This window comes from Calothrix sp. 336/3, assembly GCF_000734895.2.
GTDB lineage: Bacteria > Cyanobacteriota > Cyanobacteriia > Cyanobacteriales > Nostocaceae > 336-3.
In genome coordinates this window covers 1,833,375-1,847,952 of record NZ_CP011382.1, presented here as the reverse complement: position 1 = coordinate 1,847,952, position 14,578 = coordinate 1,833,375, and the positions used below count along the sequence as shown (strand labels likewise).

Below are 14,578 nucleotides of genomic sequence, written 5' to 3'. Positions count from 1 at the left end.
ACAAAAATTCGGGAAAGGCAGTATTAAAGCACACCTGCACTGGGCATAATCGTCAGTTCATCTATGACTGCCTCTGGTGGTAATAAAGCTGCGTAGAGAATTGATTGGGCGATCGCATCGGGGGTTAACATGGTTGAACGGTCAAAATTAGCACTCACTTTCTCCGAATCCCAGATGGAGGTGTTAACTGCACCGGGACAGATGGCGGTAACGCGAATTCCGTGTGCACGTTCTTCCTGGGCAAGGGTTTGGGAAAATGCGAGGAGGGCGGATTTGCTGACACAGTAAGCTCCCCAATTGGCAAAAGCTTGTTTGGCGGCGATGGAAGCAACGTTAATGATGGTTCCTGTTTGGCGATCGCGCATCCCTGGTAGTATCCCCATAGTGCATTGAAACACACTTGTGACATTCAAATCCAAGACTTGTTGCCAGTCGGCTAGGGAAGTATCACTGAGATTCCCTGTATAACCGATGCCAGCGTTGTTAACTAAAATATCTATAGCTGCAAAATCTTCGGCGATCGCCTGAATTTTGGCTTGCACATGGTTAATATCCGCTAAATCTAGGGGATATACCTGCGCTTCTACTCCAGTGTGTCTGGCGGCGGCGGCGATCGCCTCTAACTTGTCCACAGAACGGCTGACTAATGCCACGTCTATACCTGCTTTGGCAAAAGCTAAAGCTGTTGCCTTACCAATTCCACTACTAGCCCCAGTAATCAGGGCACGTCGTCTCTGCTCAACACTCATGCTTTTTTCCAATAGTTTGGGCAGTTTGCATACAAATTCACTGACTCTTAAACAAACCTAAAAATCTGAGGGAATCTTGATAACTAATGCTATACTACATTGTCGGTATAAGAATAAGCCTGTTTTTCCCAACAGAGAAAAAATCCTAGGAAAGTCAAACACATCAGAGCCATACCCTTGTTAAGCTGTCGGAACAGTCACAGGTATCAGACCTCCGACTTTAGTTCTACGTTTTGTAGATATGACTTCCTTGCAAAATTGCTGTCTAAATCAACCCAGAAATCACGATTGACACCGAAATTACAAAATCAGTGAAGCCAAGCAAAGAAGTTGTCTGTTGCTAGCAAAAATTCAGTTATGGGATATAAACTGATGCTTAGGGGAAAGCACAGTCACTCATTTTGTCGGTTGATAATTCGGTGTTATGCAGGCAAGCAAGATCGCCAGACTGAGAGAAATTCTGCTAAAAATGCTGATGCCCTAGCTGAGAAAGATTGTTAAAATATCTTTACCTAACCTAGACAATTATAACATAGTCAGGGAATGGCGAAGTCCCAAAGGAGAATCCAGGGAGCAGGGAGCAGGGAGCAGGGACAATTTATTTCTGTCAACCATTACCCATTACTCACTACTCATTACTTCTTAGGAGTGAGCCATCTCTGTGAACACCCCAATGCGGCGGAATTTTTCGTAACGTAGTTGACGACGTTCTGAGGGGGTAAAGCGGTTGAGTTCTTCCAGGTTATCTAACAGGGCACTCTTGAGGGTGTTGGCGGCTTCGAGGGGGTCAGAATGTGCCCCACCTAAGGGTTCTGGGAGAATTTGGTCGATAATACCCAAATTTTTCAAGTCATGGGAGATAATTTTTAGGGCAACTGCGGCTTGAGGTGCTTTGCCAGCATCTTTCCAGAGAATCGCAGCACAGGCTTCTGGGGTGGCAACAGTATAGACAGCGTGTTCAAACATCATGAGGCGATCGCCCACACCCACACCTAAAGCACCACCAGAACCACCTTCACCGATAACAGTACAGAGAATGGGTACATCTAGGGAAAACATTTCTCGCAAATTATAGGCGATCGCCTCCCCTTGTCCCTGGTGTTCCGCTTCTACCCCTGCCCAAGCACCAGGAGTATCGATAAAGGTGATAATGGGCATGGCAAATTTATTGGCATGTTCCATCAACCGCATGGCTTTGCGATAACCACCGGGAGAAGCCATACCAAAATTCCGAGCGACATTATCCTTAGTATCCCGTCCTTTTTGATGCCCTAGGATGACTACAGGTTGCCCACCTAAGCGAGCCACACCACCCACTAAAGCGGGATCATCATAACCACCGCGATCGCCATGCAATTCCATCCATTCATCGGTAATCGCCTGAATATAATCTAAGGTACTCGGACGACGAGGATGACGGGCTACTTGCAGACGCTGGGAAGGAGATAGGGTACTGAAAATCTCCTCACGCAACTGCATCGCACGAGTTTCTAATTTCCGAATTTCACCAGAAACATCAACACCATTTTCCTCAGCTAGTTGACGAATTTGTTCAATGCGATTTGTCAATTCTGCGAGAGGCTTTTCAAAATCTAACAACAGTGGTTTGCGTTCAGTCGTTGCCATTTTTTCAATTGAGGGATAGAGGGAAGGGGAAAGGGAAAGAGGTTTAAGAGAAAAATTTAGGGAATCTCTGGCTTTTCTGTTTTCACAACTACCAAATCTCAACAATCAGATTGCCCATAAATCATTAACTAAACCCATCACAACTAACTACTAACTAACAGAGGTCTAAATCCATGTTTCACAGAAACACGACCAATTAAATCCATCTTTTCTACGGTAATCTGATTGCGTCCCCAGGAAAAGTTCGTGTACAACTTCTCAAATTCCAGTAGCATTGACTCCGCGAAGCAAGCAAATAATTGCCGTTCTGGTACGTTCATATTGACAATTTTCATAATTTTCCAGTCAATATCTAGGGAATGCTCCACTATTCCCCCATTCAGAACATACACATCGGGAGATTGCACTTTTGTCGCTAAATTTTTCGGATAGCCACCATCAATCAGTAAACAGGGTTGCTTGAGGGTTTTCGGATCGATTTCCACACCCTTAGGCATACTTGCCACCCACACCACAATATCAGCTTGGGGTAACGCCTCTTCTAAACCCATAATTTTACCCCGTCCCAGTTCTGCTTGCAATTCTTGTAGACGTTCTGGGTTGCGGGCAATTAACAATAAATCTTTCACATCTGTTCTGGCATCTAACCAACGACAAACAGCACTACCAATATCCCCAGTTGCCCCACAGACGGCAACAGTTGCCTGTGATAGTTCAATTCCTACCTGCTGGGATGCTTGTTCGACTTGACGACAGATGATGTATGCTGTGTGAGTATTACCTGTGGTGAAGCGTTCAAATTCCAACTTGATATTGCGAACTTGCCGAAACTGCTCTAAGTTAAAATTTTCAAAGATAATCGAAGAAAAACCACCTAAGGCAGTAATATTAATGTCATGCTTTTGAGCATGTGCCATCGCATTCAAGATTTTCCGAGTAGCAGCCTTGATGCGACGATTAGCCAGCATTTCCGGCAAAAAACAAGACTCGACATATCGCCCTTCAATTGTTTGCCCAGTGACACTAGTGACGGTGATATTATCAACTATTTGTGGTGGGGCACTACACCAAAAATCTAAACCTTGATCGGCGTATTCTGGGTATCCTAACTCTTGGGCTACCGCTTGGGCGTGTTCTAAACTAGTGAGATGTCCGATTAGACCAAACATGGAGTTGTACGATTGAACTTGTGCTGCGTCGAAAGCTGGATGTAATCAAATTTGAGATTTTAGATTGTGGATTTGGGATTCTTTCCCAGATGAAAACCAGGGGTTAGCAATCAGGTTGAATATCCTTTTACCTTCAGGTTGATACAGATTACAAGCAGGGATGATAGGGAAATAACTGAAAAAATAACTTGTATCGGCTATTTCACGAAATGGGTTGAACCTGTTGGCTGTCAACGGATTTAGGATTTGGGATTTTCACCAATCATCCTCAATCTCAAACCTCAAAATTCAGCATAATTTTTGGGCTGTTTTGTAAAAGTCTACAGGGAAACGTGCCACAAATGTTTTAGTAGTGCTGAGTCAGAAGTAAGCAGTGCTGAATATAGCAGGAAACAGAAAAAAGCAAACAGATGAATTTGCCTAACCTCTCTGACAACTGCTACAAGTATCAAAAATACATCACTCACCGCTCATCAGCACTGCTGCGATGATAATTTGCGGGTTAAGCGCCTGCAAGCCCGTAGGCAGAAAGACGCATAATATCGCGGGTTGTGAAGCCAATATTACTCAAAGCCTCTCCGTATTGAATCATGAAGTCTTCTACTAAAGCTTCTTTCTCCATTGCCAATACTTCCGCGTCTGCTGCCACCCGGTTGAGCATTTGCCAAACAATAGGCAGGTTTTGGCGGTTAGCTTCTTCTAGTTCGGCTTTGGATGTTTCAAAGTTGGCTTTGAGCCATTCTTCACCAAAATTGAGGTGAGAGTATTCATCTTTAACTACACCTTCAGTGATTTTACGGGCGAAGTCATCAGCGACAGGAATGTAGATGTTGTAAGCGGCGATCGCAAAACATTCAATAATCAAAGACTGAATCAGTAAGCAAGTCACCACCTTGCCCTCGGCTGCTGCTACTTGGAAATTACCATGCAACTGAGCAAAAAAATCCTTGGCAAATTCCATATCTGGTGTCACCTGAAGATTACGTCCACAAGCTTCAAAACCCTTCTTGTGACGATTTTCCATCTTCGAGAGGCGAATTAAATCATCCTTGTTATCTGGCAGCAGTTCCGCAAGTCTAAGATAATTTTCGTATGCTTCTTGCTCTCCTTCAATCACAATCGCATTAACGCGACTGTAGGCATCCTTGTAACTGTCACTGTGAAAATCTATTTCTGGTTGAGCTGCTAGCTGCTGCATCGTTCACTCCTAAATTATGTGAGTCATTGATACTAAGTATTGAACTTACCCTATGAGTTGAGGGCAACTGTCTGTGAAAGTAAAAGTCTGAAATCCGAAGTATGAAAGTGCTGAGTAATTTAATCGCATTTTCGCTTGGTTCAGCACTATCCACCTAGCCATTGAGTAACTATTTCATCCTTCATCCTTAGGGCTGTATTCTGTTTAAGGTCACTGTGATTTAATCTAACTTAACAAGTCACTATGTATATAGATTAGCCTTTGGGGGGAGCATCAGCTCAAGGAATTCCGCAAAGGGGGAAGGGGGAACCGATTGCAGACTACTATGGATTCATAAGAGCTATTGTCATGTTTGTGTACAAACGTTTATCAAGACTGACTGAAAACCAATGACTAAATTCAGAATCCCTTGGGGATTGGTAATATCTGTGTTGGGTGGAGTGATAATTTTACTCCCTTTGTTAGTAGTGTTTCTAACATCATTTTCACCAGCAGGTAGTAATCCCCAACTGTTACCACAGGGTAATTGGACATTGGCAAACTATGGTGATGCTTGGCAGCGAGGAAAATTTTTACTTGCCTTTGCTAACTCTACCTTAGTTGCTTTGGCTGTGACGGGGTTGCAAATTATTACTTCCGCCTTAGCTGGTTACGCCCTGGCTCGGTTAAAATTTTGGGGTAAGCAAGGGTTATTGTTGATTGTTTTAGGAACTTTAGTCATCCCCTTTCAACTCTTAGTCATTCCCATTTTTATCGTTCTCAAGTGGGGAAATTTAATTAACACCTATTGGGCATTAATTTTACCAACGGCGGCAAATGGATTTGGTATTTTTCTACTGCGGCAGTATTTCCAAAGTATTCCTATAGAGTTAGAAGAAGCTGCTGCCATCGATGGGGCAAATCGCTGGCAAATATTATGGCGAGTCATGTTACCTTTAGCTAGACCAGCTTTAGTAACACTATTTCTCTTCACTTTCATTGCTGAGTGGAATGATGTCTTTAAACCTTTGGTATTTACTACACGACCAGAGCTCAGAACTGTACAGTTAGCTTTGGCAGAGTTTCAGGAGCAATTTACGAATAATTGGTCATTACTGATGGCAGCAGTGACGATCGCTAGTGTACCTGTAATTATCTTATTTTTAGTGGGGCAAAAACAGTTTATTCGGGGAATTGCGGCAACGGGAATCAAGAATTGAGATTGGAAAAATCTTTGCTTCACTGCTTTTGCTTCTGATACAGTTCCTTAAACAGTTTTTGCTGCTGGTTGTGATCTACTATGGGCGCAGGGTATGCAACTGCATGGCGATCGCAGGGCAAAATTTTCCCGGTGACTAAATATTCCGTATCGACAGAGCGCAATTCGGGAACCCACTGGCGAATATATTCAGCCTCAGCATCGAATTTTTGGGCTTGACTTGCGGGGTTAAATATGCGTAAGGGCTTAGGATCCATCCCACTAGATGCACTCCATTGCCAACCACCATTATTTGCCGATAAATCACCGTCAATCAGCTTCTGCATGAAATATTTCTCGCCCCATTGGGGATTAATAATCAAATCTTTGGTGAGGAAACTAGCAACAATCATCCGACAACGGTTATGCATCCATCCGGTTTCGTTGAGTTGTCGCATAGCTGCATCGACTATAGGATAACCCGTGTTTCCTGCACACCAGGCTTGAAAATGTTGCTCTTGATTGCGCCAGGGAAAATTCTTGAAGGGTTCGCGGTATGCTCCTGTGGCAAGCTCCGGAAAATGATACATCACCTGCTGGTAAAATTCCCGCCATGCTAATTCTTGCTGATAGGTGTGAATACTGGCTGTAGTCTCATCGCTGCGGCTATTTTCTAGGGCTGCTTCTGTGGCTTGCCAGACTGTACGGATACCAATTACACCAAATTTTAAGGCAGGGCTGAGCTGGGATGTGCCAGGAAGGGCGGGAAAATTGCGCTGTTCTTGATATGCATTAATCGCGTAGTCGCAGAACTCTTGCAAGCGTGATTGGGCAGCAGTTTCCCCCGGTTCTAAGATTAACTCTCCATCCCAGGGAAAACCTAGTTCTGAGGCGGTGGGTAGGGGTATGGCTCCCGCAGAAATTGCAGTACGTTCTTGCTCCTCTGTTAGCCCTGTGGCGTTTGTCAGGGTGGGTGCGGGGGCAGCTTTTGCCCGACTGCTCCAGTTTTTCCAAAAGGGTGTATAAACCGTGTAGATGCCTTTGGAACCTGTCCGAATTTCGTCGGGGGTATGAAGCAGTTGATCCCAATTGGGTTCGAGGAATTCTATCCCTTTGCTGTTGAGGATGGTGAGAAGTTGGCGATCGCGCTGTTGGGAGTAGGGTTCGACATCCCAATTCCAAAACACTGCCTGAGCTTGTAATGCTTCAGCTAATCTGGGTATACCCTGTACCGGGTCATTTTTAATAATGAGTAATTGACTACCAATCTTTATATATTGCTTCTGTAATTCCCGCAGGCAGCCAATCATGTAAGTGACTCGCACCGCCGCCACATCATCCTTTTCTAGGATATTTGGGTCGAGACAAAATACACCTACCACCTGGGGGCTACGTTCCCTTGCCGCCGCTAATCCAGTATTATCTGATACTCGTAAATCCCGACGATGCCAAAACAAAATTAAGTCAGCCATGGTAATTACATTCAGTTAATTTAGTGCGCTTGTACTAGATTAAAGCGAATGGTGACAATTTGCATCGGACAAGAAGGGGGAAAACAGCAATTTTGTCTTAGTCGAGTACTAGGTGAATATGAGAGTTATTTACAAAAATTAACTGCCTTAACTCTAGTTATAGCGATCGCCTGTGACGCAAATCACATCCAAAATCTGTATTTTCCCGTTCACTTATGGGCATCTTATAGAATAGTGGGTTCTGTTTATTCTAGGGGAATTAGAGTATGGCATTCATGTTGAACATACCAGGATATGAATTACAAGAATTGTTGTATGAAGGAGAGAATACAGTAGTTTATCGAGCTCACGCAGAAAATACCGGACATTCAGTAATTCTCAAAGCCCTAAAAGCAGAATATCCCACCCTAGAGCAAATTTCCCGTCTCAACCATGAATATCAGGTGACAGCGAATTTAGATTTGGCAAACGTTGCCAGAGTCTATGAGTTTTATAGTTACCAAAATCGTTTAGTACTGGTGTACGAAGATTTTGGCGGGCGATCGCTGAAAAAATATCTTGCCACCCAATCACTTTCCCTCACCAACTTTCTGAATATTGCCCTACAACTGGCAACTGCTCTCGATTCCCTCCATGAAAATCAAATTATTCACAAAGATATTAAACCTAGCAACATTATTATTAACCCCGAAACCCTTCAGGTAAAGCTGACAGACTTTAGCATTGCTTATCGGCAACTTTTAGAAACGAACCCTCTGGATAGCTTCACCCAACTGGAGGGAACCCTTGCTTATATGTCTCCCGAGCAAACGGGAAGAATTAATCATACCCTTGACTATCGCAGTGACTTTTATTCTCTGGGGGTAACATTTTACGAAATCTTGACGGGGAGATTACCCTTTGAAAGTGACGATCCTTTAGAGTTAATTCACTGTCATTTAGCAAAGGAACCGATCGCAGCTTGCGAAATTAATCCTCAGATACCGACGGCGATCGCTGCAATTGTGAGTAAATTGATGGCAAAGAATCCGGAAAATCGCTATCAATGTGCCATCGGCTTAAAAGCTGACTTAGAATTTTGCCTAGAGCAAATGCAGACAACAGGAGCTATTCCAGAATTTACACCGGGAAATTTAGACGCGATCGCCCAATTTGCCATTCCCACCCAACTCTATGGCAGAAAAAAAGCTATAGAGCAATTGTTAGAAATCTCAACACGGGTGAGTCAAGGCAGTTGTGAAGTAGTTTTAATTACTGGTAGTACTGGTGTTGGTAAATCAATGTTTATGCAACACATGATACATCTTTTCACTGATGCTGGATGGTTGTGGACATCGGGAAAATTCGACCAATCACAACAGGATATATCATTGTCTTGTGTAATTAAATCCTTTCGGGGATTAGTACAAAGGTTGCTTACAGGAACAAAAGAAGAAATAGGTTATTGGCGCGATCGCTTCCTAGATGCTTTAGGGGATAATGCTCGATTAATGGTACAAATTATCCCAGAGTTGCAGATAATTTTAGGAAAACAGCTCCCTGAGTTAACAGAATCAGCAACAGAGAATCAAATTTTCCATGTATTCTATAAGTTTTTGTTTGCCCTTCAGAGCCAGCAACATCCTCTAGTGAATTTCATGGATGATATTCAGTGGGCAGATGCTCAAACCCTAGGGGGTTTACAAATGTTGGTAGCAGACTCACAAAATCAATATCAACTGGCAATTTATGGATACCGCGAGCAGGATGTGACTCCTCAACATCCTTTGATGCAAGCAGTTAATCAGATGCGAAAAAAGGGCATAAAAGTCACTCAAATTACCCTTGAACCCCTAACATTAGCTGATACGATACAGTTTGTTGGGGATACTTTTAAAGTTACTGGCGATCGCGTCAACTCCCTGGCAGAATTACTGTTTGCCAAAACCCAAGGCAATGTCTTTTTCCTGACTCAGTTACTCACATCACTTTACGAGGATAAGCTCGTTTGGTTTGATTTTCCCTCTCGACAATGGCAATGGAATTTAGAATCTATTCAACAAAAATCTATGACTGATAATGTTGTAGATTTGATGATTAATAAGATAGCTAAATTGCCCCAAGCGACTCAGAAACTTTTATCTTTAGCAGCTTGTATAGGGACTAAGTTTAATCTCGATATTTTAGCAACTATCAATCAGAGTTCCCTCACTCAAACTTCCATACAACTATGGTACGCTTTACAAGCTGGTTTAATTAGAGCGGCGAATAATTCGGAATTACTTTCCCAGTTAATCAGTAAAGAAGAATTACCAGATATCAACTATCATATTCGCCAAATCAATTATGAATTTGGACATCAACGTATTCAACAAGCTGCCTATGAGATGATTTCAGATAGGGAAAGGCAGATGTGTCACCTAGAAATTGGTAGATTGCTTCTGAAAAAGACATCAGACTTGACAAAAAATGTATCTATTATTCCGATTGTCAATCAACTCAATCTTGCCTATATAGAAGATATCTCTGAAAGAGAGGAATTAGTAAAATTAAATTTGCTTGTAGCTGTGAATTTTCAAAGCTCTAGGGAATATATTACTGCCAGAAAATACTTGGAACAAGCAAAGACAATTATTCCGGAAAATAGCTGGCAAAGTAATTATGATTTAACTCTCAGCCTCCATCAACAATCCGCAGAGTTAGGGTATCTCTGTGGTGATTACGAACAAGTTCACCAGGAGTATCAAATTATCTTAGCTAATTGCCGTACACCTTTAGATTGTGTAGCAGTGCAAGAGATACAAATTCGAGCATATATAACTGAGAGGAAGTTAGTTGCAGCGATCGCGATCGCCAAAGCTGCACTACAGGAATTTCATGTCAATTTGCCCAATCATCCCAGTGGGGAGGAAATTTATCAAGCTTGCCAAAACTCGATAGAATTGTTGAGCAATTACTCCATTACAGATATTGTTAACTTTCCAGAAAATAGCCATAGGGAAGAGCTAGCAGTCATGAAAATTATCTTGACTGTGATACCTGCAATTTATCGCGTCGAACCAAGTATTTCTCCTCTTTTGCTCATCTCTCAAATAAATAATACTCTCAAGTACGGGAATAGCGAATTATCTTCATTTTTATATGCCAACTATGCTGTAATTATTATTAACTACGTCAAGGACTTTGCCATTGCAGAAAAATATATTCAGGTGGCAATGCAACTACTATCTAAGTATCCTTCGCCGGAAATGAGAGCTAAGGTTAACTATATTCTTGGTACTCGTATTATTCATCACCAAAACCATATCACAAACACTTTATCTATTTTAGAAGATAGCTATAAATTATCATTGAAATCAGGAAATATTGATTACCTTGGTTATTCAATCAACCAAATATGCCAAAATGAGTATTTTCTAGGTAAAAACCTTTATAGCATATCTCAAACAATCCAATCATATATTCATTCTTTATATCAATATCAAACCAAAAATATTCTGCAAATCTGTGAAGATATTTATCAAATAACTATTAATTTATCAGGAATAGCAGAAAATGAACACCCTCTGTTTGAACAAAACAGTCACGAATTATCCCTTATCGAATCCCAAGACAATCTGGGGCTACACTACTTTTATGTTCATAAATTAATTTATACTTATTTATTAGATGATGTTTGTCTGTTGCCAGATATTGCTACTCAGGCGAGAAAGTATTTAGAAGCAGGGCAAGGTATGATTACAGTGCCCGTATTTTACTTCTATGATTCCCTAGCAACCTTGGCAATCCCTAACCAGACTGGAGACAAAGATAAGATTCTTCAACAAGTCAAGGATAACCAAGAACAATTAAAATCTTGGGCAGAATCTGCACCGATGAACTATCAGCATAAATATAACTTAGTCGTAGCAGAAATCCACAGAGTTAATGATGAATACCTACAGGCGATGGATTGTTATGATAGCGCGATCGCCGAAGCGGAAAAACATGGTTATGTTCAAGAATCAGCCTTAGCAAATGAACTGGCAGGTAAATTTTATTTGAGTTTAGGGAAGACAAAAATTGCTCAAATTTACTTGAGTACAGCTTATCATTATTATCTGCGTTGGGGAGCTATCACCAAAGTCGAGAAATTAGAAGCCGAATATCCAGAATTATTACTCAATTTAGATAGTCAGTCTTCCGGGATAAATCCAGCTTCTCTATCTACAACATTAACTACTAGCTCCACACGCATGACAACCAGTGCGATTAATCATCATAAAGCCCTCGATTTAGCTACAGTGATGAAAGCAGCACAGGCAATTAATAGTGAAATTGTCTTAGATAATTTATTAGATAAGCTATTAGATATTATTTTAGAAAATGCCGCAGCCCAAAAAGGTTGTTTAATTCTAGAAAAGTCAGGACAATTAATTATTACAGCCATTGATACAAATCAAAATGCATCAGAAATTAAATTACAATCTGTGCCAGTCAGAGAAAGTGCAGATGTACCAATATCCTTAATTGATTATGTTGCCAGAACTCACCAACCTTTAGTAATTGCCGATGCTTGTAGCGATAGCTTAGCCCAGGGCGATCGCTATATTCAACAACATCAACCCCAATCCCTACTGTGTTCACCGATTTTCTATCAGGGCAAGTTTATTGGTATAGTTTATCTAGAAAATAATCTCGTCACCGCAGCATTTACCCCCAAACATCTAGAGATGCTGCAACTACTAACCGCACAAGCCGCGATCGCCATTGAAAATGCTAAACTCTATGAGCAATCCAAAAGTTATGCTCGATTGTTAGAAAATTCCCTGCAAGACATTCAACAAACTCTCAAAGAACGAGAAATAGCCGAAAAAGAAAAAGCCAAATTATTAGCCATTTTAGATGCAACTTTAGACTTTGTTGGGATTGGAAGTGCCACAGGAGAAAATATCTACATTAATCCTGCTGGTAGGAGAATGCTAGGTATTAGTCAAGAGGATGATATTAGGGAAACTAATTTTTCTCAATTTGTCCCCCAATCTGAGACGGAGTATCTTTTAACTCAAGCTATTCCTACTGCCATTGAAACTGGAAGTTGGGTAGGAGAATCAGTATTACTGAGTCAAGATGGACAGCAAATTCCCATATCACAAGTTATTATCGCCCATAAATCACCCACTGGAGACCTAGAATATCTCTCCACAATTTCACGGGATATTACTCAACAAAAACAAATTGAAAATGCCTTACGTGACTCAGAAATTCAACTCCGACAAAAAGCAGAAGAGTTGGAAAATACCTTAACAGAACTAAAACGTGCCCAATTACAAATGGTACAAAATGAAAAAATGTCCACCTTGGGAAACTTAGTTGCTGGAGTTGCTCACGAAGTTAATAATCCCATCGGTTTCCTCAATGGCAGTATTAAAAATGCTGAGGAATATGTCCGCGACTTGCTCAGACATCTACAACTTTATCAAGAAAATTATCCTAACCCCGTAGCAGAAATTCAAGAGGATGCGGAAAATATTGATATAGAATTTATTACGGAAGATTTACAAAAACTTCTGCAATCGATGAAAGGAGCAACTGATAGAATTAAAGGTATTAGTACCAGTTTACGTACTTTCTCCCGTGCAGATACAGAAAATAAAATTGCTAGCAACATCCATGAAGGTATCGATAGTACTCTTCTGATTCTGAAATATCGCCTCAAAGCGAATGAATTACGTCCTAACATTGAAGTTTTTAAAGAATATAGTGATTTGCCAATGGTAGAATGCTACCCAGGGCAGTTAAATCAGGTATTCATGAATCTTTTGGCTAATGCCATCGATGCGATTGATGATGCGTATCAGGAAATGACATTGGCACAGATGAATGAGAATCCTAAGTATATTACCATTCGTACAGAATTAGTAGGAAAACAGGTAATTAATATTCGGATTCGTGATAATGGTCCGGGAATGTCTGAGGAAACAAAATGTAGAATATTTGACCATTTATTTACAACTAAAGGAGTAGGGAAGGGTACAGGATTAGGACTATCAATTGCACGACAAATTATTGAAGAAACCCATGGAGGAACGTTAATTTGTCAATCTAATTTAGGAGAGGGAACAGAATTTGTGATTCAAATCCCCATTAAATCGATGGTTTAGAAAATTCGCAAATGGCGATGAGAGGAATTCCGAGAGTTAAGGATAAGTGATTGCATTTGTCAATAACTCCAGTAATATTTCTTGTCGATGGTTTTTAGTCGCTAAACTGTATGGAATCATGCCCTATTTAACTTCTACTTCAGAAATTCAATCATTAATTAGAGAAATATCTCAAAAGCAGATTCTTTGGATTGACACAGAAGTTGCTAATTTTCAGACAAAAAATCCCCAATTATCCCTGATTCAAGTATTAGATGAGCCTGAGGATATGAGTGGCGATCGCGCATTTATTTTAGATGTCTTAGATAATCCTCAAGGGAGGGAAATATTTATCAGAGAAATCATGGTCAATCCTAGCATTGAAAAAGTCTTTCATAATGCTAACTATGATTTAAAATTTCTGGGTGGCAAGCAAGGAGTAAATATTACTTGTACCCTAGAATTAGCTAAAAAAATTCCCTATTATCTTCTACCAGTTGCCAATTATCAACTCAAAACCCTAGCTACCCATCTCTGTGAATTTTTCCAAATTGACAAACAAGAACAAAGCAGCGATTGGGGAAAACGTCCTCTGAGTGATGAGCAAATAGAATACGCTTTATTAGATTGTATATATCTGGCACAAATTCACAAAAAGTTATTAACCATCACAGCGCAGATTCATCCTGAACCCCATACAGAAAATATAGACGTTTTAACAGCCCGATATCAACAATTGGAGCATGAATATAATTTAATAAATTCCGAATATGAGCATTTAAAAGAACGAATCAAACAGGCGATGCAAGCTCAAAATATTTTTCAAACTCCTGATTTTAAACTCAAAAAATCTCATAGAACTACCCTGAAAGTCTCTATCAGTGATTTAGCTAATTTTATTAAATCTCAAGAAATAAAGTTTGATTTTCCCTTGACATTGACGCAGAAAATGCAACAGGAATTAGGTGAAAATATTGACCAACTGCCAATCGAAAAATCCACCAGCGATGTCTGGGCATTAACAAAAAATCATCAGGATAATCAGGATATCTAAAAAATAAGCGAAGTTAGATTATGATTGAATTG

At 40.7% G+C, this 14,578-nt stretch carries 8 protein-coding genes; 3 read left to right on the top strand and 5 right to left on the bottom strand.

What is annotated here, in order from left to right; all coding sequences use genetic code 11:
• Positions 1-23: 23 nt before the first annotated feature.
• The 4 genes from IJ00_RS07400 to IJ00_RS07385 all read right to left on the bottom strand — a co-directional run bounded on the left by IJ00_RS07400 (position 24) and on the right by IJ00_RS07385 (position 4,742).
• Positions 24-749: an SDR family oxidoreductase gene (locus tag IJ00_RS07400; protein ID WP_035151540.1), complete on the bottom strand. Its 726-nt coding sequence runs from the start codon at positions 747-749 to the stop codon at positions 24-26.
• 642 nt (positions 750-1,391) lie between these two features.
• Positions 1,392-2,375: an acetyl-CoA carboxylase carboxyltransferase subunit alpha gene (locus IJ00_RS07395; RefSeq protein WP_035151538.1), complete on the bottom strand. Its 984-nt coding sequence runs from the start codon at positions 2,373-2,375 to the stop codon at positions 1,392-1,394.
• Positions 2,376-2,518: 143 nt separating this feature from the next.
• Complete coding sequence (locus IJ00_RS07390; RefSeq protein WP_035151536.1) at positions 2,519-3,544, bottom strand: long-chain acyl-[acyl-carrier-protein] reductase; 1,026 nt, start codon at positions 3,542-3,544, stop codon at positions 2,519-2,521.
• Positions 3,545-4,046: 502 nt separating this feature from the next.
• The gene (locus IJ00_RS07385; RefSeq protein ID WP_035151533.1) at positions 4,047-4,742 is read right to left on the bottom strand and encodes an aldehyde oxygenase (deformylating); all 696 of its coding nucleotides are present in this window, start codon (positions 4,740-4,742) and stop codon (positions 4,047-4,049) included.
• 389 nt (positions 4,743-5,131) lie between these two features.
• Here IJ00_RS07385 and IJ00_RS07380 point away from each other — a divergent pair, with 389 nt between their 5' ends.
• Positions 5,132-5,941, top strand: a complete 810-nt coding sequence (locus IJ00_RS07380; RefSeq protein ID WP_046814746.1) for a carbohydrate ABC transporter permease — start codon at positions 5,132-5,134, stop codon at positions 5,939-5,941.
• 19 nt (positions 5,942-5,960) lie between these two features.
• Here IJ00_RS07380 and IJ00_RS07375 read toward each other — a convergent pair whose 3' ends face one another.
• Positions 5,961-7,391 carry an FAD-binding domain-containing protein gene (locus IJ00_RS07375; RefSeq protein ID WP_035151531.1) on the bottom strand — a complete coding sequence of 477 codons (1,431 nt, stop codon included), beginning with the start codon at positions 7,389-7,391 and terminating at the stop codon, positions 5,961-5,963.
• 266 nt (positions 7,392-7,657) lie between these two features.
• Here IJ00_RS07375 and IJ00_RS07370 point away from each other — a divergent pair, with 266 nt between their 5' ends.
• Together IJ00_RS07370 and IJ00_RS07365 are read left to right on the top strand one after the other, a co-directional pair.
• On the top strand, positions 7,658-13,513 hold the full coding sequence (locus tag IJ00_RS07370; protein ID WP_035151530.1) for a protein kinase: 5,856 nt from the start codon (positions 7,658-7,660) through the stop codon (positions 13,511-13,513).
• 118 nt (positions 13,514-13,631) lie between these two features.
• Positions 13,632-14,546, top strand: a complete 915-nt coding sequence (locus IJ00_RS07365; RefSeq protein WP_035158601.1) for a 3'-5' exonuclease — start codon at positions 13,632-13,634, stop codon at positions 14,544-14,546.
• Positions 14,547-14,578 lie beyond the last annotated feature (32 nt).